The following is a 21,489-nucleotide window of genomic DNA, read 5'->3' as shown; positions in this document are numbered from 1 at the left end:
TGAATCCCATAGGTATTAAAGCGCTTCAGTCATCTTATTATTGATCTAACAAAAAGTGCGCTCTTGCTGTCGCAATAAGTTGTTTTCTGTTTGTTTGCCAACAATTAATACTCACATTTGCAACTCTGCGACCTTGGCGAGTAATTTTACACTCTGCAAACGTATCTTGATGCAAACCTGCTCGTAAATAATCAATTGAAAAATCGATTATTTTTGGCACTTTTTTAGCTTGCATAAACACCATTAGTTGCACGATGGCAGACATTTCCATAAAGCCAGCAATCACGCCACCATGAATGGCAGGTAAAATAGGATTACCGATATTGTCGTCTTTAGCGGGTAATTTAAACACCATTTCATCACCAAAGCGATTAACACTCATGCCAATGAATTGTGTATAAGGCACTTTCGCCAGTAAATAACTGTAATCGTTTAAGTCTATTGCTCGTTTTACAATATCATGGACATTAATTTCTGCCGCCACAATATCAGTAAGACTTGCCTGAGTAGTTGCTTCTTTAGTAAGTGTAGTCCCATTCTCAGTCGCTAACTCATTGACCGTGATATCTGATTCACCCATTAATGCCTGACGAAACTCTTCTCCCACCATTTCAGGGCTAATACGCATAAAGGAACCAACAGCATGAGCAATGGGATCATCAATACTGTCTTGATAAGCAATTGCACGAGTAAAAGCAACATTAGAGGATAAACGATAGCACTCTGCAAAAGCGAAAATAGGCTTATCTGGCTCTGCAGGTTTCATATAATCAACCCGTAAATCTAACGTGGGTGATATTTCTAATGATTGATATTTTTCTAAAATCGCACTGACCACTGCCGTACCAGACGCAGTATCAATTAACGTAGTGACGACACCACCATGAATAACACCAGTATCAGGATCGCCAATAATGTCCTGACTATATGGCAACTCTAACAGTACATGGTGCTCACTGGCCTCAAGTACCGAGATTTGTAGACGGCGACAATGTGCTAACTGGCCAACAAAACGCGTGGCCACTTCAGTTAACGGGAAAAACTCACTGTTTATTTTCATTAATGGCTACTTAGTCTTTACGGCTTAACATTGGGCCAAGGGGCTTACCGCCCACCAAATGCATATGAATATGGTAGACCTCTTGGCCACCATGCTTATTACAATTCATAATTAACCGATACCCGTCTTCGGCGATACCAGCTTCAGCAGCTAGTTTGGCAGCAACAGTCATCATACGCCCGAGTGCAAGCTCATCTGACGCTTTAATGTCATTAGCTGTCGGAATTAAGTGGTTTGGAATGATTAAAATATGCGTTGGCGCTTGAGGGGAAATATCACGAAATGCAGTGACCAACTCGTCTTGGAATAAAATATCCGCTGGGATTTCACGACGAATAATCTTACTAAAAATGGTTTCTTCGGCCATGTGTCATCATCCTTTTATTATGCGTTAGTTAACGTGGGTAATCGCAATGCTTGGCTAGATTATCTTATAGTAACAACTGCAGTGTTTGTCACTCCAGTCAAAACCATAAACAGTTGTTACTATTCATGTACAGATGGATTTGCACATTAGTAATGAATTTGGCAGCATTGGGTTTCTTCTCGTTCTTATTTCTTTTCAGCAACACCTACTTACTTGGAAATTGCTCATGCATTATCACATCATTGCTATCGATCCTAAAGCACATTTGTTTGAAGTCACTCAAACTATTCAAGATGCAAAACCACAACAGATATTGTCTTTACCTTCTTGGCTTCCAGGCAGTTATATGATCCGTGATTTTGCCAGAAATCTAATTGAAATAACCGCAGTGGATGAGCAAAACACGCCAATTGAAATCGAACAACTCGATAAGCAAACTTGGCAATGCAAAAACAGTCAGTCATTTATTAAAATTTCATATCAGGTTTATGCTTGGGATTTATCTGTGCGCTCTGCCCATTTAGACACAACCCATGGTTTTTTTAATGGCAGTAGCGTGTTCTTAAGTGCCAAAGGCTTAGAGCATACCAAGCACACACTAACGATAGCCAAACCGGCCCTGGATGAACTTAAAGACTGGAAACTTGCCACCAGCATGAAAAGAACCGCTGGTGAACAATACGGTTTCGGTGAGTTTTACGCAGATAATTATGATGATTTTATCGACCATCCAGTAGAAATGGGCCCACTTGCAATAGCCAGTTTCGAAGCCTGCGGTGTGCCCCATGATGTTGTGTTAAGTGGTAAACATGATGCTTCATTACCGCGTTTATGCCAGGATTTAAAAGCCATATGCGAATATCAAATCAACTTATTTGGTGGTCAAGCTCCTTTTGATCGCTACGTATTTTTAACGACTGTTTTAGGTAATGGCTTTGGTGGATTAGAACATCGTGCAAGCACCGCATTAATGTGCTCAAGGAAAGATTTGCCAACAAACATGACCCATGAGGTCAACAAAGATTATCGCGTTTATCTATCGTTATGCAGTCATGAGTATTTTCATAGCTGGAACGTAAAACGTATAAAGCCTGCTGAGTTTACCCCATTTGATTTATCTAAAGAGGCTTATACTAAGCAATTATGGGCTTATGAGGGCATTACCTCATATTTCGATGATCTATTAACTTATCGCAGTGGTTGTGTCAGCCAGAACCAATATCTAACTATGTTAAGTGAAATTATGACACGGGTTTACCGTTCGCAAGGTCGCTTTAAACAAACACTGTCATCCTCAAGCTTTAATGCATGGACCAAGTTTTATAAACAAGATGAAAATGCCAACAATGCCATTGTTAGTTACTACACAAAAGGAGCTTTATTCGCTTTATACCTTGATTTAACTATTCGCATTGAAACCAAGGGAAAACACAGTTTAAACGATGTCATGTTTGCGCTTTGGCACGACTATGGAGCTAAAGGCATTGGCACGCAGGGTGATACGCATCAGCGTATTATTGAGAATCTACTAAACCGTAACTGTGATGATTTATTTGTTTATTTAAATAATACCCAAGATATTCCACTTGAACCTTTATTGAATAAAGTTGGTATCACCATGACCTTGCGTACCAGTGCCGGGGCTACTGATTTAGGTGGCGGTGAAACTAAAGGGCTTAATATTGCATTTGGTGCTAAAACCAAAGCAGAGGCATTCGGTCTCAAAGTACTGACCGTTACCAACGACAGCCCAGCGCATCAAGCAGGCTTAAGTGCTGGTGACTTACTCATTGCAGCCAATGACTTACAGGTTGATAGCCAATTTGAACAGCAATTACAATCTAAAGAATTGGACACAGAGTTAGCACTACATTGGTTTAGACGAGATGAGTTAATGCAAGGCAAAATGCCAATTAAACTTGCTATAAAAGATACGATTAGTTTATCTATCAATGATGAGAAAAAACTCAAAATATGGCTATAAACCTTCGCTAGTTCAATAAAAAAGGTGCCGTATGGCACCTTTTTAGTGTTAGCTTAACGATTAAAAAGTACGGGGTTTAACCACGTTTAATTCTTTCGCTTACTCGGGCTTCACTATGCGCTTCTAACCAATATTTTTGTAAGGTTTCATTTTGCATACCTGTTGCAGAATCACCTAAACTCCATGCGCCTTTCCAGATACCATCTGCAATTAAATGTACTACTGCACTTTCGATTGCTGATGCTACACATAAACTGACAGGTTCGTTAGACGTGTAACCCGCTTCTGCTTCCAGCAATTCTTGCGCATCGATAAATTTAAAAACCCCTGCGGTGATTTCTTTTGAAATAACCGATTTAGTTGTAGTCACACTACTTAATAATCTACCCGTTCGAATATCAACAGCTCTTAGGTTAACGGTAATGCTATCAACACGATATTGGCCTGATGCTCCGATACCCAAGTAGCGCGCACCTGCACCACCTGTTTTAATATTGGTATCATAAGCCACAATACCGCCTTCCATTAAAACTTGTGCACTATTCAGTTGAGGTAACTTGCTTGCATCGCCTTTGAGTCCTGCTCTAACAATTTTTCGCTCTGTTAACAGGTTTTGTAGCCCTTCACGTTCAACTGGAATAAACCACGAAGAATCATTAAGAGATTGAGCTAGAAAAGCGGTCCCCGATTGCGGTACTGCAGTCGAAAAGTTACTGGACGGAATCGGCTTATATTGCCCAGTTTGATCACGAAAATCATAAACTGCCGCAACCATCGCACCTTGTGGAAAAGGTAAGCTAATTAAATCGTAATAAGTTTCACTTTTCGGCATTAAACTGGTTGTTGCATCAATATTCTCGAACTCTTCATCCACTGATGAACAAGCTGATAGCATAACCACAAGAGCCGATATAATAATCTTGTTCATATTAGCCTCCGGTACCAGTATCAACGATACCGCCGACTTCAATGATGGTTGTTTCGCCTGTTAAAATATCCGTGATGTGAACAATCAATGCGCCATCTTCATTCACAACGTTTATTTCAAAGTCATCTGTTAACAAGTAGCCTTCGCCACCATTTGCGGCGTCATTAAATAACTGTGACATTAACCGAGACTCTAAAGAACTGGCTAAACGCTCTAATGCCGTGGGCGGCGTATATCCTGAACCAGAGCTACTTTGATGGTCATTTTGCGCTGCTGCATTTGCTAATAAGTATGAGCCATTTAAATAACTACCACCAAAAGCGGGGTTAACAGGCTGATATATCAATTGAGTTGCTAAACACTCAACTGAAAATAATAATAAAATTGAGCTAAATAATATTTTTTTCATTTTGGCGTTCCCTGCTTAGAATTCGTCAGGAGCAAGGTCAGGATCTAAAAGAGCCCCTAACACTGCTTGTTCATTTTGTTTTATTACCGCGGTATTCACTCTTTTAGCGGCATAATTAACTTGTTGTTCCAAATTTCGACTAATAGGCGAAACAAAAGTGACAAAGATTGTTTTTCGATTTTGTTGGATTAAAATTTTACTACCACTACGCGCGGTAGCTTGCTCTATAACCGTAATTCCCGAATGCTTAGTCGCACCGCCAATATCCCGATAAGCACTCACAAATTCACGATAAAACTGATGCCCTATTCGTGTCATCGCTCTATTAAGGATCAAGCCCTCAATCAAGTCCGATTCACGTTTGGGTTTGGCATCACTGACAACGACTGTTTCGGTGTTTGATTTTTTTAAAGAGTTTTCTTGCGCAACAGACGCTTTAGATTCAGGGACAACTTCATCAGAAGCGGGTTTAATCTCAGGGTTAGTTAACCCTGAGGTTTCAGATATCGCTTCCAATTTCTTATCTTCAGCCGCACTTACCTGGTTTGCAGTAAACACAAACACACAAGCTAAACACAATAGAATCGGAAGCGTTATCTTCACACTCTCACCTCATGCATATGAGTTTGGGCCCACGCAATGGCTTGGCCACGGCTAGATACCCCAATTTTGCGAAATGCGCGGTATAAATGAGTTTTAATCGTTGATTCACTCACAAATAATTGGTTTGCGATATCAAGATTAGTGCTACCGGTCAATAAAGCTTGTAATACTTCTCTTTCTCGAATGGTAAGGTGTTCGCTTTCATCTTCATTCTCAAAGCCCATTAATGATTTATGTAAATCATTTGGAATAACACTTCTTCCTTTAAGGATCTCATTAAAGCCGCTACTAATTTCAGCTAAATCTGCATCGGTATAAAATGCGCCAGAAGTGGTTGCTGGATGAATTAAAAATTTAGCGTCAACCTGTTTAGGAAAATTGATAAAGACAGTTTTGACAACATAGTGCTCTCTCTCAATGAGCCTTTGTAATTGATAAGCTTGTTGTAAATCGATGGTGGCTAAATCAAAAACCACAAGAGAGATTTGCTGTTCAGACAGCTGCGAGCTCATCGTCGCAGGGGTTGCTTTCGCTAGTTTGACCAAGAACTCTTGTGGCCAACGACAATCAAGTAAATCAACAAGTAACCGCGAACGTGAAACTATCATCCAATTGATAACTTTAAACATCACTTACACTCCATGTGATTAAACAAAGTAACTTACATCTGATACTGTACCTGTATCATTAAAGCCAGATTAGCAAGCTAATCTGGCTTTAACAATTAGCCTAAAGGGTGTTTAAAATCCCTTTTGTATACTTTAGTACTACATACCTTGAGTAACGGTTGCCATGTTGTTTGAACCCACTTGAGTCACAACTGCACTGTTGCCCATGTCAGTTTGAGTAACTAGGGTAGTATTCATGCTTCCATTGGCATAAACGTCAGCAAAATGATCTGAACCTGTTTGCACGATATCGATATCATTGCCAGAACCAAGCCATGACTCACCAATCGCTTCGTTCATATCACCTGTTTGTACGATATCGACCATTGAACCATTACTTGAACCGTCAGCATATGCACTGTTATCGTTACCAGTTTGAGTAATATTAACGGTATTATTGCTACCCCATGTTCCAGCACCATATCCTGTGCCATAGAAACTTGAAGAATTAGCGTTATCCGTTACAGAATTCCCATTACCAGTTTGAGTGATAGTAATAGTGTTATCTGCGTTATAACCAGTTTTTGCACCAGCATAGTTGTCTGCGCCAGTTTGGTAAACATTAATATCATTTGAAACACTAGAACCAGTTTGGCTAACTAAAGCCGTGTTAGAGTCACCACTTTGCATAACGATTGCAGTATCATCAGTACCCGCTTGATCAACTGTGGCAGAGTTACCCATACCAGCTGCTGAACCACTTTGAGTAACTGTTGCAGAGTTACCAGAGTTACTTTGAGTTACATTTGCCATTTGATCATAATCAGATTGCGTTACAGTGGCAGTTTGACTAAATCCTGATTGAGCGACCATTGCTTGGCCATTCTCACCGTCCTGAGTTACAGTCGCTAAGCCACTATCACCCGTTTGATCAACATCTGCCATATTATTTAAATTAGATTGAGTAACATATGCTTGGTTATCGTTACCCATTTGCATTACATTTGCATCGTTAGATAAACCAGTTTGAGTCGTATTTGCTATATTGTTGTCACCTTCTTGACTAACAGCAGCAACAGTATCATCAGAACTAGCTATATAACCAAAGTTCAATGTCGTTTGACTAACAACTGATTGGTTACCAGTACCATTTTGATCAATCGAAGCAACTGCACCATCTGAAGATTCTTGAATAATTGAAGCATTATTCAAAGGTCCACCTGCTTGAGTAATTGTGGCATCTGCATAATCAGACCAATGGTTATAAATGTCCGCAATATCACCTGAACCATTTTGATTAATTGTAGAGTTAGCTGCATCCCCATTATCCTGTAAAATATTAGCGTTATTGTTATCGCCATTTTGATTTACAAGTGAGGCCGCATTTGCACCATTGTTGAAGCGCTGTTCGATAGCAGCTACGTTTTCATTACCAGTTGTGCTGATAATACCTGTCGCAGACTGTGTATCATCATGCTGAAAAATACTACCTTGGTTTAGATTACCAGTTTGAGTAATAGAGCCCATTGTTTCAGAAGTATCTTCTTGTGTTACTGACGCGGTATTGGTATCACCTGATTGAGTAATAAATGCATCATTATTTTCGCTGTTCAAAACTTGAGTAACAGTGGCACCATTGCCATTACCGGTTTGAGCAACGGTTGCTTCATTATCAGAACTTGCATATGCACTGCTTGACGCTAAAATCGCAGCTGACACTAATATTGCTAATTTAGAATGTTTCATTATCGTATTTCCCTTTACTGTGTATTATTAATTAATTTAATCAAGGTTAATTACTGCAACATTGCTGAGTTACCTCAACGTGTTGCGAATTACCCCACTGGAGTACACCTACTGCATTCCCAGATCCGTACTGCTGGATCTCGATTGAATTCTCGTAACCACTTTGTTGTATTAAAGCTACGTTTCCTGTTCCTGTTTGCATCACATCTAAAAGTAGATTTTCACCCTGCTGAGCAGATAAAACGACATTTCCAACACCGACTTGCAATATTTCAGCTTCTACATTGGCACCAAATTGCGATGCCAAGACATAATGTTGTGAACCTTGCTGGTCAATATTTATCGTATTCGTGAAACCGTTTTGAAATGTTCTAGATTGATTATCTACACCAGATTGATTTAAATTTAATGAATTATCGCTACCATCCTGAACAGCTCGAGCAATATTGGTCCCACTTGCGAGTTCATCAAAATCACTTAAATCTGACTGACTGAAACTAGGAAAAGAAGCTAGACATACAGCAACAGATAACATCCCTGCTATTGTTTTAACGCGATGTAATTGTTCACGCTTGAATAAGTCCATGCTTCCTGCCCTTCACTTTGTAAAAGAGTTATTCCCTTTACATTTCCAGTGAATTTAGTATTACTCGATATAATGTGTTCTGAATCCACCCCGAGTATTAAAGGAACTTAGACCAATAGACTAAAATGTATCCTAACCCCCACTTTTGTACTATAAAGAATTATCAAACTAAACAAGATAAAGTATTGATGTATAATTAAAATATTGAAAAGCGCCATTAAAATGACATATAACGAAAGGTTGAGCTGAAAAGCAGGAATGGAAAACAAGATTAAGTATTGGACAAACAAGATTGACTAAAATGGATTACGTATTTGAGCAGAATAAACTTGATTTATACTCATCACACAAGTGATAAATACAGTGACCAAATAAGCAAAATTACACTGACTGTTTGCCAAAACTTTACAGGGTTTCGCTCAATAAAAGGAATGGTTGTTTTAGGCTTAGCCTTTGCTGGCGTGGTTAAAGCGTGAATAAATTCATTCGTATCAACAAAACGAAATGAAGGCTCAATAGACAAGGCTTTTTCTAATGCCGTATCCATCCACTCCGGAACCATAGGGTTTGTTTTGAAAACAGGTACATAATTTAGTTTTAAGAAGTCGCTGCGCTGATGGCATTTTGCCAACTGACCTTTAAAAGGTTGCTCACCTGCTAACATTTCATACGCTATCACAGCAAATGAAAACAAGTCAGCACGCCCGTCAGCTTGATACCCTAAAATCACTTCAGGTGATGTGTAATCAGCAGTACCAAGAATTTGATCGCGTTTTAACGGCGTTGTAATTTCCGCAATACCTTTAATATGGCAAGCGCCGAAATCAATTATTTTCACCACCCCTTCACGAGTAATAAAAATATTATCTGGCTTTAAATCTTGATGTAATGTTTCTTTACGATGAAACGCGCGAATGCCTGTTTCAATTTGTTTGAGTAATTGCAATACATCTTCAACTGGACCTCGTTGATGTTGTGCCATCCAGTCAGCCAAACTTAAGCCTTCTAGATATTCTGTTAAATAATAGAGCGCCGACTTATTAAGGTGGTGATCAACGACTTTAACTACATGTTGACTATTGATTCGGTGGCCAATCCAGCTCTCAAGCATAAATCTCTCTATATATGCACCATCATCAATATAATTAACTGATGGGGTTTTCATACAACGTACTTCGCCTTGGCTATTTTTGACAACATACACCTGGCTGCGCTGACTTTGGTGAATCACTTTTATAATTTCGTAATCATCTAAACGCATTCCTACTTCCATTGGAGGCGGAAAAGGACGGCTAGCGAGCTTGTGATAAACATCGTCTATTGCTTGAGTGGGTAATTGTGAAACTGAAATTAATTGAGCACTAAGGTTGTCTTTACTATCAAACTTGAAAGCTTTGTCGGTGAGTTGCTGACAGAAGTGCTCGCAAGCTTGATCTGAGATCGTGATATTATTTTCTTGAAATACAGCTAACATCTTTTTTAATTCATGATCAGTCAACACATCATGAACACCATCAGTTGTTAGTAAATATAAGTCACCAACCTCAAGATTCAGCTGCTTATAATCAACCTCAAGGTTTACATCCATACCTAAAGCTCGGGTTAAATAACTTGTATATTCATTTACTGATGTGCTGTGGTCTCGGGTTATTTTAACTAATTCGCCTTGCCTGAATCGGTATATTCTAGAGTCTCCAGCATGCAACATGTGCGCAGAACAAGACTTAAATACCAAAGCACTAAAAGTGCAGACATAGCCTTTACGAGCATCTCTATAGTCTTGACCAAGACCATACAACCAACGATTAAGTGCAGTTAATACTCGTGTACTTGACGTTAAAACACTCCAAGACTCGGGGGTTGAGTAGTAATCAGCGATGAAGTTAGATACGCTAATAGCTGATGCTTTCGCACCACCTTCAGCCGCACTCACCCCATCGCTGATAACACTCACAATACCTTTAGTGGTTAACATTAATCCGGTTGGAATTTTTATACCAATTGCGTCTTCATTTTCTGATTTTCGGCCTTTATCTGAATATTGCCCCGCATGCACTTCAAGAGCACCCGATATTGGTAATTGATCTTGCTTATTGTTCGACAAAGTTAAACCAGTGTCTGATGATGACAATATAATGTCTTGTTCAACGTCGGTTTCTTTATCATGTCCTTTGTTAGTGACATGACTCAATGCTTGGTTTTTTAGATGTGATTGCATAAAACCCTTTAAACACCAACACCGTATCGTTCTAGTGATACGGTGTTAGTGATTGAGATAGATAAAAATCTAATTAACACTAATTAGTGTGACTTCACCTTTTTCATTCACCTCAGCCATATGACCTTTGGGCTCTGTCATAAAGAATAATGTGATGAAACCAATCACAGCGCTAATAGCAATAACGTAAAAGAATACAGAGGTTGAAACCATTGAGTAAACCGTTAAGAAAAACACAGCCCCAACATTACCATAAGCTCCTGTCATACCAGCAATTTGTCCAGTTAAACGACGCTTAATTAATGGCACGGCAGCAAATACTGCCCCTTCACCACCTTGAACAAAGAATGAACATGCCATAACCACAACAACGGCAAGCGGTAATGCCCAACTACCGTCTATTTGGCCTACCGCAAAGTATCCAACAGCCAAACCAGCGGTTAAAATGAGTAAGGTATTCTTACGGCCGAATTTATCACTTAACCAGCCACCACCAGGTCGAGACATTAGATTCATAAAGGCATAACTTGAAGCGACCATACCAGCTTGCGCCATGCCTAGGCCGAATGTTTCAGCAAAAAATAACGGCAGCATTGATACAACGGCTAACTCAGAACCAAAAGTGGTGAAATACAGCACATTTAATACGGCCACTTGTTTAAAAGGATACCGCTCAAACTCTGGCACCTCGTTAACAAAAATATCTTTGTTAACTTGATAAGTTTGATAAATGTCCACCAGTAATATAAGTACTAAACCAGCATAAATTAACTGGGTTGTTTGCTCTGCTAACATACTCACGCCAGCAGGCGACAATTTCCATGCTAACAAGGCTAACGTGGCGTACATAGGAAGCTTCATAAATATCAATAAAGCAAAATCCCCTTTACTGGTGACTTCTAATCCACCTGCTTTTTTGGGTTTAAAATAAGTCGACCCCTTTGGTGTATCGGTGACATTAAAATAGTAAACAAATGCAAAAATTAAGCTAATTAACCCTGTTAAGCCAATCGCGTATCGCCATCCGTCTTCGCCCCCAAAAAAGATGGCTAATCCAGGTAAAGTAAATGCAGCTGCAGCTGAGCCAAAATTACCCCAGCCGCCATAAATGCCTTCTGCTGTACCTAACTCTTTCGCAGGAAACCACTCACTGACGATGCGAATACCAATCACAAAACCAGCACCAATAAAGCCAATTAAAAAGCGCGCTAATGCCAATTGTTCAAATGAATTAGCCACTGCAAACATAAAACAAGGTATAGAACAAACACCTAAAAGCACAGAGTAAGTTAACCTTGGGCCATACTTATCTGTCACCATTCCGATAATAATCCGTGCAGGAATGGTTAATGCAACGTTCAAAATCAACAAGGTTTTAATCTGTGATTTAGTTAATCCCAAACTATCAGCAATAACACTTAACAAGGGTGCCGCATTAAACCAAACCACAAAGGTAATAAAAAATGCAATCCAGCTTAAATGCAGCGTTTTCATCTTCCCCGAAAACGACAATAAATTAAATTTCTCAGAACTCATACGACATGTCCCTATGACTTAGCCAAAACCAATACTTGGCCAGCTTCCTTTTTAATTTCGTAAGGTGAAGCAACGAGTGCTTCATCTTCTAAACACACGCCTGTCTCTAGGCTGTAATGTTGCTTATATAATGGCGATGCAACACAAAGCACTCCTTCCATATCGCAAATTAACCCACGGGCGAGTAGACTTACCCCTGTTGCAGGATCAACATTATCAATAGCATATAAACCATGCTTACCTAAATCAAAAATGGCAACTGCTTTGCCAGCAACCCAAGCTGCTACACCTGTTCCTTGAGGCAAAGTTGACTCATTACATACCGTTACCCAACTCATACTAGTTCCTCCACAGCTTCTTGCTCATTTTGTTCTGCAGTAATATCTTTAATCGCAATATTGCCAGCGCCAGATGATGCTGTATCGACTGGGAATCGTTGTTCGCGCACACGATGGTATAGATGAGTTTCTCCCTCAGGTTTAGCTTCTGGGTTAACAAACTCATTGAAGCGAGCCAAAAACTCCGGTTTTTCAAGACTTGTTTTCCATTCACATTGATAGGCATCAACAACTCGACTCATTTGAGCATCTAATTCACTAGCAATCCCTAAGCTGTCTTCAATTACTACAGATTGTAGATACTCAAGACCACCTTCTAGTGACTCCATCCACACTGAAGTACGCTGTAACTTGTCTGCCGTTTTAATATAGAACATCAATACTCTATCGATATATTGTATTAGTGTAGGCGTATCTAAATCAGTGGCAAATAAGTCACCATGACGAGGTCGCATGCCGCCGTTACCAGCCACATATAAGTTCCAGCCTTTATCAGTGGCTATCACACCTATATCTTTACTTTGCGCCTCTGCACACTCGCGAGTACACCCCGACACAGCAAACTTAATTTTGTGCGGACTACGTAACCCTTTGTAGCGATTTTCTAAATCAATGGCTGTTCCAACAGAATCTTGTACGCCATATCGACACCAAGTGCTACCCACACAAGATTTAACCGTACGAAGTGACTTACCATAGGCATGACCAGTTTCAAAACCTGCTTCAATCAACTTCTGCCAAATAACTGGTAACTCTGATAATTTAGCACCGAACAAATCGATACGTTGTCCGCCAGTAATTTTGGTATATAAATCGTGCTCTTTGGCCACCGCGCCAATCGCAATTAAGCCATCTGGAGTAATTTCACCACCTGCAATACGAGGCACCACTGAATAGGTGCCATCTTTTTGCAAGTTACCTAAATAAGCATCATTAGTATCTTGTAATTGCACATGACTGCTGTCTTGATTAAGCACATATTTGTTTTGTAGCGATGCAAAAATGGAAGCTGCAGCGGGTTTACAAAGATCACAACCAAATGTTGATGTTTCACCTGTTGCTGAGCGTTTACCGTGCTTAGAAATTAACGTATCAAAATCTTCAATACCTTCTACCTGGCACAAGTGATATAGAGATTGTCTATCATGCTCAAAATGGTCGCAAATGCCAGTATTACACTCAACACCTTCTGCAATAAGCGCTTCATCCATGACTTGCTTCACAAGTGCAGAACAACCTCCACAACCTGAAGCAGCTCGGGTACAAGACTTGATTTCTGCAATTGTGTGATTGCCTTCTTTTACAGAACTCACAATGTCCGCTTTTGTGACTTGGTGACATGAACAGATAATTGATGTGTCTTTCAAATCTGCAGCTGACTCTTCACCTGTCATTAATAAATCAACGGCATTACCTTCAATTTCATCCTGAGATAAATAACAATCAAGCAAACGGTTATAGTCACTATTGTCACCAACTAACACAGCTCCTTTTAAGAATTTACCCGTTTCATCTAACCAAAGCTTTTTATAAATGCCCGATTGGTTGTCCGATAATTCCACAAACTGGGCATTTTCAAAGCCACGGCTTTCACCGATTGCAGCAACGTCGACACCAAGTAATTTGAGCTTGGTACTCATGTCTGCACCAGTAAAGGCTGATGATGTTGCCGTTTTAGTTAAGCTAGCCACCAGACTTGCAACCGCTACACGTGCCATTTGATATCCAGGTGCCACTAAACCAAAAATGCGGTTTTGCCATAATGCACATTCACCAATAGCGTAAACATCTGCTGCTGAAGTCAAACAATTATCGTCGATTGTGATACCGCCACGTTCTCCCATTTGCAATCCACTTGAACGAGCAAGCGCATCTTGAGGACGGATACCCGCAGAGAAAACAATCATGTCAGTTTCAAGAAAACTGTCATCATTAAAAGTCATACGATGCATCGCTGACTCGCCATCAATAATAGCGGTAGTGGCTTTTGAGGTATGAACGGTAACCCCTAGATCATTGATTTTACTCTTTAATAAATCACCCGCTTTATCATTTAACTGAACAGGCATTAATTGTGGGGCAAATTCAACAACATGAGTCTGCACACCAAGTGCCATCAAAGCATTAGCAGCTTCAAGGCCTAGCAGGCCACCACCGACGACGACACCCACTTTAGATTGACTAGCCGCAGCTTCAATATCTTGCAAATCTTCAATGGTACGGTAAACAACACAACGTTCTCTGTCATTACCATTAATGGGTGGTACAAAAGGATAAGAGCCTGTGGCTAACACTAAGCTGTCATAATGACTCGTGACACCATCTTCGGTGGTAATGCTTTTAGATTGTGTATCTAATTCAGTTATTCGGGTATCAAGGTGCAGCTTGATACCCCAATCTAGATAATCTTGCGCACTTGTTAACATCAGCTCATCAGCGCTGCCTGTTTCAAAGTATTTAGATAGTTGCACCCTGTCATAAGCTGGGCGTGGTTCTTCACCAAAAACCTCAATATCAAACTGCTTTTGAAGCCCTTGACTGCATAATTGCTCGATAAAATGGTGCCCGACCATACCGTTACCGATCACAACCAATTTAGGTTTTTTGTTGACCGTTGTCGGTGAATTCGACGTTCCTGTAGAATTAGCCATCGTTGGCTCCTTTTTTATTTTTGAAATCAAAAAACAAAAAGGCGCCGATCTCCGCAAGCAGAGATGGCGCCATTGCCTTTATTCCAATTTTTAAATTAAAACTTTATATACTTTGTTATTCTCATTGACTCTAAAACGGATGATAGTAAAGACGCCATTGCCTGCTATATCGTTTATCACGTTTTAAATCATTCGAGCGTTAACGAATGCGTTTGAGTTAATTTCGGTTATATTCTTTTATGATTATGTATTGCATTGACTATGCCAATTACAATGTAAATATAAGTGCATAAAAATAAAGGATTATATTTACAAAAGACTTACCAACACTAGGCTTTACTGTTCGCACCATGGGCACACGCACCAATTTGATGCACACGCTTTGCTTCAAGTTGTTGCGCCGCTAGAATGATTTCATTGGCCATTTCAGCAAAACTGATCGACTTGTCCATGGCTTGTTTCTGAATCATTTTATGTGCTTGAGCCTCTGTCACTCCCTGACGTTGTAATAATGATTTAGCCCTTGATACACGTTTTAAGTCAGTGCACTTTTCATCTAACTCTTTGACTTTCTCAAGCATAGTTGAAGCACTATTAAAGCGAATTTTAGCCAAGCCAACTAATGACTTTAATCGTTTAGGCGTCAGTTTTTCTGGTACAAATGTCACTCGCCCACACTGTAATAAACTCTTTAATAATTCTTCATCCCATGCGTACGCATTAACAATAATTGGCAGTGCCGTTACCATTAATAAACGCTCAATGAATACCTGTTGCAGTGGCGTCAAAGACTCAGTAAAAAACACCAAACAAAGAGCATTGCCTTTTATAATTTGGCGCTCTAACTGACTCAAAGAACTTGCTTCCATACACGGGTCGATACTACTCAACTCCGACATACAATCGATAAACACGTTTTCATTGGTAAATGAAGGATCTCGATATACTAAGTTAACCACGACTAAGTCCTCACTTCACGCTGCTTACTTTGATACTCTCTTGATGAAGAGTGATCGTATGCAGTTTCACAAATAGGATTAAAATCAGAATTACCAGAGATAAATTCTTGTTGAATATCATTTTGTTGTTCGTCAGCCCAGCCAACGTGTTCACTACACTTTAACTGTTGATTATTAATGCCATTTTCAGACGTATCAAATTGGTGAGCATTATGAATAGATAGCTTATTTAATTGAGCAACGTTATTTCTACATAACCAACTTTTACTTGCATATGTTAGGGCTGTGTCAATTGCTAAACTCGGTGTTGATAGCATTTTCACTAATGCGACAGTCGCAGTAATACTGGCCATAGCTTGTTGTAATTGCCCATCTGTAAGTTCACTTTCAGCAATATCTTCACCGTGCCAAAGTTGTGCAAGCAAATAAGCTGGCAAGTCCGACTGCCCTACTTTAGCACCAACAAATGCTTCAAGCTGAGTAGGAAGATCAACATGGTTCAATTCAAGTGTTTGCTTATCGCCACTTGCACCAAATCTAAGCAATCTTATGTTTGTACTCACTCTTGGGTTGATTTCTGTTTCGCCTTGTAACCCCTTAAAAATCGCAATGTCGGCGTGTTGCTTTGCTAAAGTATCGCCAGCTTGCTGCTCTGCTAGTAACATTGCGACTTGTTGGTGCTGCTCATCTAAACCTGGGTGAAAATAACTACGTAAACTGAATGGTGCATTGGTAGGGTTGATACAGCGAACTGACATTTGAATTAAACTACGAAGGCCTAACTCCTGGTGCAAGCGGCGACAATCATTGAGTACAGGAACGATATCGGCAGAATTGACATAAATAATCCCTGTTTTTGCTAAATTAACTTTAGCTTGCTCTGCGGTAAAACAGCGTGGAATGTCTAACGCCGAAATAAAAGACTCTACATGTCTTCGGTGAGGAAGAGACTGGCTGTCACCATGTAAAATAATCGTTTGGCCTTTGCGCGCGATGGTTTTAGCGGCTAATAATAACCATGGTAATTGCTCTCGCTTTCCAGCATACACAGGCCAGTCTATGTCCGCATTAAGGTCTTGCCATTCTTTGCCAACAAGCTGCTTTAGCCCAGAAGCAACGCCTGCAAGCTCCTCAACTGACTCACCTCTGACTCGCATTAGCATCATTGCAGCCGCCATTTGAGTAGATGATAGCTCCCCATTAGCGAAAGCCCTAATGAGATGAGATGCCTCAGCAAAATTTAAACTTCGGCTACCTTTCACGCCTTTACCTAATGCTTTAACCAGCTTGCGGTTATCAAAGTCATCAGCATCAAGCTGTGTTTTTGAATGTTGTTCAACCATTGACGACCTCGGCCATTGATGTCGCACTGACATCAGCAAGTAAAGCAGCTAGCTCTTGCCCAACAGCAACCACTTCACCAATAATAATCAGTGTCGGGCCAGAGTCTTTAATTGTTTCAGCTTGTTCTGCCATCGTTGAGACATTGGCGTAAGTCACTAATTGATTGGGTCTGCCGCCATTTGTGATAAAAGCAACGGGTAAATCAGCTGGCGAATCAACAGCGAGTAGCCCAGCTGAAATAGCCTTGGCCTGCTCTTTACCCATATAAAATACCAGTGTCGACTCAGCTGCGAGTAATGCTTTCCAATGTGTTGGGGCTTGGTCAAACTTAGTTCCCGTCACTAAAGTGACTGAACGTGCGGTTCCTCGAAAAGTAAGCGGGATACCTGTATTCGATGCGCAACCTAATGCCGCTGTTACTCCCGGTGTAAATCGGCTTATCAGGCCATTTTTTGCTAAAAATAGCGACTCTTCAGCACCGCGACCAAAGATATGCGGATCGCCTCCTTTTAGACGAACAACTTTTTTTCCTTGAAAGGCTAATTTCGCCAACAAGGAGTTAATATCATCTTGCTTATAACTAGGTTGGCCACAACGTTTTCCGACAAAGTGTCGTTCACAATCAACTGAAACGAGAGATAAAATATCACTGCTTACTAGGCTGTCGTAAACTAATGCGTCAGCTTGAGAAATAATTCTAGCGGCTTTAATGGTCAACAAATCAAGTTGGCCACAACCTGCGCCAACAATCTCAACCTCACCAGCAACTAACTCGCTGCTAGTAACATTAGAAGGATTACTCCCAGCAACACTATGGTTCACTAATTGACTAATTGAAAGACTCATCACGCCACCTCCTCTTGAGTTGATTTGGATTGTTTTTTATTTTTTACTGCCACAGTCTCTATTGCCATATCTTCAAGACCAAGTAGCCAAACATCACTTGCACATTGCACCACTTCACTATGGCAACTGCCGCATTGCTTGCCACAACCCAATTCTGACTGTGTTTGTTCAAGCGCTTGTTCAAAATCAACTTGGCTCAATATCGCTTCATTACCACTTGTCCGTTGAGCAAACACCAAATTATCTAACGCTTGCAGCATTGAATCCTGAATTTTGGCCTCTGTGACACCAGTACACGCACAAATAAGCGGACTGTTGCCAGCTTTAATCAGTTGATGTAATCGGTTCATTAGCCCTGTATCTACTGTTTCACCGATAAGAAGATGCATCGGCTCCAAGGCGACTTCAACTTGCTGCTTACTTAGCAATTTAAGCGACACTAGTTGCCCCTGATTCATATTGCATTGCACATGAATTACTTGCTTATTCAGTAAGCTCACCGTCCACTTTAAAGAGTAACTAGTAGACTGAAAATTAAAGCCTTTTTCCGCATCATCAAAAGCGATGTGATAACACTCACCCGCTGACAAACTTTGCTGAACATTCCAACATGTGCCGGTAAATAACGGGTCATGCTCGCCAAAGATAACCCCTTGTAATGCCAGCTCTACTTTAGTAACGGTTGTTGCTTGGCATTTAAAGCCAGGTTGCTTCGATATTGGGTCTAACTGACTATTTAGTGCTTGATTCACTCCTTTACCAAGGGAGAATTGCGAAGACCAATGCATTGACATGAAAGCCATATCGGGAGATTGATTGTCGTCGGCAACAACCCTTGCCGTAGCTTGAACACTCGATGTGCTTTGATCGCAACTTGCTAAATCACACTCAGCATCAGGCGTTGCAAAACACACTAAATCGCCTTCATTTAAATCAAGCTGTTGAATTTTGATTGGATGTAACGCGACAAATGGCTCAGGAATACTCGCCCTAAGGCTGGCAATGTGGCCAGTGCGAGTCATGGTATGCCACTGATCTCGACTGCGGCCACTATTGAGCAATACTTGATCTTGACCGACACTCAGCTCTGACTTGAGCGGCTGTGTTGCAATAAACTGCGCTTTATTAGAAGGCGTTGAAAATAGCCCATCTTGGTATAATCGACGTTCAGTTTGTCCAAGCATAGCGGCACTTGTTACTGGCCATTGAGTTGGCGCTAACCCGTCGTACTCAGCATCAGTTAATTCACTCATGCCAGAGATATCAAATTGTTTTTCAGGAAATTGTGCTTTTACTGCTTTTGAAAGCTGAGCAAACTCTTTAAACACAGCCGCACTGTTTGAGAATGTAAATGCTGCGCTAAACCCCATTCTTTTTGCGACTTCAGCGAGTGCCCACCAATCAGGTTTTGCATTGCCTTTAACGGGTATAAAGCCACGTTGACGAGTGATAACACGTTCGCTGTTAGTGACAGTGCCACACTTTTCTGACCAACCTAAAGCAGGTAATAATATGTCGGCTTGTTTTGCTGTTGCGGCATCTTGGGTGATATCTGATACCACCACAAATGGGCAAGCATCAAGTGCCTGCTGTACTTTTGCAGTGTTCGGTAATGAAACTAACGGGTTTGTTCCCATGATCCATACGGCTTTAATTTTGCCATCAGCCATCGCATCAAATAATTCAACTGCAGTTAACCCTTTATCTTGAGCAATGGATTCGCTTTGCCATACATCTGCTAATAACTGTCGTTCAGGAGCAGAGAATCCCATATGACAAGCAAGTTGTGTGGCAAGTCCACCTACTTCTCGCCCGCCCATCGCATTAGGCTGACCAGTTAAAGAAAAGAAACCGCAGCCAACTTTACCAATATGACCAAGCGCGAGATGGCAATTGATGATTGCATTCGTCGTATCGGTACCTGAAGTAGACTGATTCACTCCCTGACAACTGGCAGTAATGACTTTTTCATTGGCAATAAACAACTGATAAAATTGGGTTAATTCGCTTGTCGTCAAGCCTAAAGACGATGCAAGCTGATCAGTTTTAACAAGATCAGTTTGCGAAGATAGGGTGTGAAGTACATCATCAAAACCTTCTGTGTGCTCATCAATGTACGCCTTATCTTGAGCCTCATTTTCAGAAATAAACTGCAATAAACCATTAAACAACAGACTGTCAGTGCCAGGCGTAATTTGTAAATGTAAATCTGCTTGAGCCGAAGTAGCCGTTTTAGCTGGGTCAACCACAATGATTTTTGTACCAGATTGCTCGCGCGCTTTAATCATTCGTTGAAATAAAACCGGGTGAGTCCAAGCGCTATTCGCCCCAACTAACACAATAACATCCGCTTGCTCAAAATCGTCATAACAGCCCGGCACGACATCTTCACCAAAGGCACGCATATGCCCACTCACAGCCGATGACATGCATAAACGTGAATTGGTATCTACATTGGCTGTACCAATAAAGCCTTTAGCAAGCTTGTTTGCTACGTAATAGTCTTCAGTTAGCAACTGACCTGATAAATAAAAAGCCACAGAGTCTGGCCCGAACTCAGCAATTGTCTTTGTAAAAGTGTCTGCAATTGTTGTTAACGCCACATCCCAGTCAATTGGCTTACCTGACTTACGTTTGGGATAACGCAGTGTATTAGGCTGAACCAAGCTTTCTAGTAAACGTTCGCCTTTAGCACATAACTGTCCTCTATTAGCTGGATGTTGCAGATCACCCTCAAGGTTATACATGGGGGCACTTGCTTTTGAGTTTTTCTGCTCATCGTTAACATGCGGCGTTACCTCTGCAAGAGGCGAAACACTAACACCACAGCCTACTCCACAATAAGCACAACTTGTTTGGATACTAGACCGGATATGAGACATGCAACTTCCTTTTACTGACAAAATTCTATGTCAATAACATCGCAAAAGTTGTGCCAATAGCCAAAGTGATGATTTTAAAGATGTTTTAAATTTGAGGGTAAGGTTTCAATCAAAAACTGTTCTAGATAAGTGCATTATTTTGCACCAATTAAGCGCAAACCATTGAAAACAAAGTAATTTAAATACCTCTTTAGGGGTAGTTTAATTATAAGTCACTGAACATGCAATGTGTTTTTGATATACAAATATCAGTCAATTTAAGGCGCTTGAATCAAAGCAAAAAAAAAGCACCGTCATTAACGGTGCTTTATTCATCAGTTGTTTGTCCCGTCCTAAGATAAGTTGACACTTTGGAGACTTATCTATGAAACCTTCAAGCGCAATCAGCGTTAAACGAACACAGCGTGATTACACATTAGGCTTT

17 protein-coding genes are annotated in these 21,489 nt (G+C 40.6%); 1 reads left to right on the top strand and 16 read right to left on the bottom strand.

Annotation, left to right across the window (positions count from 1 at the left end):
- Nucleotides 1-37 precede the first annotated feature (37 nt).
- Nucleotides 38-1,060, bottom strand: a complete 1,023-nt coding sequence (locus tag AN944_RS22045; RefSeq protein ID WP_082419978.1) for a PaaI family thioesterase — start codon at nt 1,058-1,060, stop codon at nt 38-40.
- Nucleotides 1,061-1,070: 10 nt separating this feature from the next.
- Nucleotides 1,071-1,427 (bottom strand): purine nucleoside phosphoramidase, encoded by a 357-nt coding sequence (hinT, locus tag AN944_RS09550; protein ID WP_055024386.1) that lies wholly within the window; start codon nt 1,425-1,427, stop codon nt 1,071-1,073.
- Nucleotides 1,428-1,653: 226 nt separating this feature from the next.
- Between hinT and AN944_RS09545 the strand changes: the two genes are divergently transcribed.
- Nucleotides 1,654-3,411 carry a M61 family metallopeptidase gene (locus AN944_RS09545; RefSeq protein ID WP_055024385.1) on the top strand — a complete coding sequence of 586 codons (1,758 nt, stop codon included), beginning with the start codon at nt 1,654-1,656 and terminating at the stop codon, nt 3,409-3,411.
- A gap of 76 nt (nt 3,412-3,487) precedes the next feature.
- Here the strand turns inward: AN944_RS09545 and AN944_RS09540 are convergent, their stop codons facing one another.
- The 14 genes from AN944_RS09540 to AN944_RS09475 form a co-directional block, all read right to left on the bottom strand.
- Nucleotides 3,488-4,339, bottom strand: a complete 852-nt coding sequence (locus AN944_RS09540; RefSeq protein ID WP_055024384.1) for a CsgG/HfaB family protein — start codon at nt 4,337-4,339, stop codon at nt 3,488-3,490.
- 1 nt (nt 4,340) lies between these two features.
- Complete coding sequence (locus AN944_RS09535; protein WP_055024383.1) at nt 4,341-4,748, bottom strand: curli assembly protein CsgF; 408 nt, start codon at nt 4,746-4,748, stop codon at nt 4,341-4,343.
- A gap of 15 nt (nt 4,749-4,763) precedes the next feature.
- Nucleotides 4,764-5,351, bottom strand: a complete 588-nt coding sequence (locus tag AN944_RS09530) for a curli production assembly/transport protein CsgE (protein WP_225442214.1) — start codon at nt 5,349-5,351, stop codon at nt 4,764-4,766.
- Nucleotides 5,348-5,980 carry a LuxR C-terminal-related transcriptional regulator gene (locus AN944_RS09525; protein ID WP_055024382.1) on the bottom strand — a complete coding sequence of 211 codons (633 nt, stop codon included), beginning with the start codon at nt 5,978-5,980 and terminating at the stop codon, nt 5,348-5,350. Before AN944_RS09525 ends, AN944_RS09530 begins: the two co-directional genes overlap by 4 nt.
- 138 nt (nt 5,981-6,118) lie before the next feature.
- Complete coding sequence (locus tag AN944_RS09520) at nt 6,119-7,705, bottom strand: hypothetical protein (RefSeq protein WP_055024381.1); 1,587 nt, start codon at nt 7,703-7,705, stop codon at nt 6,119-6,121.
- A 46-nt stretch (nt 7,706-7,751) separates the two neighbouring features.
- The gene (locus AN944_RS09515; RefSeq protein ID WP_055024380.1) at nt 7,752-8,291 is read right to left on the bottom strand and encodes a hypothetical protein; all 540 of its coding nucleotides are present in this window, start codon (nt 8,289-8,291) and stop codon (nt 7,752-7,754) included.
- A 343-nt stretch (nt 8,292-8,634) separates the two neighbouring features.
- Nucleotides 8,635-10,509 carry a bifunctional protein-serine/threonine kinase/phosphatase gene (locus tag AN944_RS09510; protein WP_082419977.1) on the bottom strand — a complete coding sequence of 625 codons (1,875 nt, stop codon included), beginning with the start codon at nt 10,507-10,509 and terminating at the stop codon, nt 8,635-8,637.
- 69 nt (nt 10,510-10,578) lie between these two features.
- Nucleotides 10,579-12,045: a NarK family nitrate/nitrite MFS transporter gene (locus AN944_RS09505; protein WP_055024379.1), complete on the bottom strand. Its 1,467-nt coding sequence runs from the start codon at nt 12,043-12,045 to the stop codon at nt 10,579-10,581.
- 11 nt (nt 12,046-12,056) lie between these two features.
- Complete coding sequence (gene nirD / locus AN944_RS09500) at nt 12,057-12,383, bottom strand: nitrite reductase small subunit NirD (RefSeq protein ID WP_055024378.1); 327 nt, start codon at nt 12,381-12,383, stop codon at nt 12,057-12,059.
- Nucleotides 12,380-15,034 (bottom strand): nitrite reductase large subunit NirB, encoded by a 2,655-nt coding sequence (gene nirB / locus AN944_RS09495; protein ID WP_055024377.1) that lies wholly within the window; start codon nt 15,032-15,034, stop codon nt 12,380-12,382. Before nirB ends, nirD begins: the two co-directional genes overlap by 4 nt.
- Nucleotides 15,035-15,363: 329 nt before the next feature.
- Nucleotides 15,364-15,993 (bottom strand): ANTAR domain-containing response regulator, encoded by a 630-nt coding sequence (locus AN944_RS09490; RefSeq protein WP_055024376.1) that lies wholly within the window; start codon nt 15,991-15,993, stop codon nt 15,364-15,366.
- A 2-nt stretch (nt 15,994-15,995) separates the two neighbouring features.
- Nucleotides 15,996-17,336 (bottom strand): hypothetical protein, encoded by a 1,341-nt coding sequence (locus AN944_RS09485; protein ID WP_055024375.1) that lies wholly within the window; start codon nt 17,334-17,336, stop codon nt 15,996-15,998.
- Nucleotides 17,329-18,183 (bottom strand): uroporphyrinogen-III C-methyltransferase, encoded by an 855-nt coding sequence (cobA, locus tag AN944_RS09480; RefSeq protein ID WP_082419975.1) that lies wholly within the window; start codon nt 18,181-18,183, stop codon nt 17,329-17,331. Before cobA ends, AN944_RS09485 begins: the two co-directional genes overlap by 8 nt.
- Nucleotides 18,183-21,065, bottom strand: a complete 2,883-nt coding sequence (locus AN944_RS09475; RefSeq protein ID WP_055024374.1) for a nitrate reductase — start codon at nt 21,063-21,065, stop codon at nt 18,183-18,185. Before AN944_RS09475 ends, cobA begins: the two co-directional genes overlap by 1 nt.
- Nucleotides 21,066-21,489: the final 424 nt, after the last annotated feature.

The organism is Shewanella sp. P1-14-1 (genome assembly GCF_001401775.1).
Classification (GTDB): Bacteria; Pseudomonadota; Gammaproteobacteria; order Enterobacterales; family Shewanellaceae; genus Shewanella; species Shewanella japonica.
The sequence above is the reverse complement of the archived record's forward strand: the minus strand, read 5'-3'. Positions and strand labels throughout refer to the sequence as shown.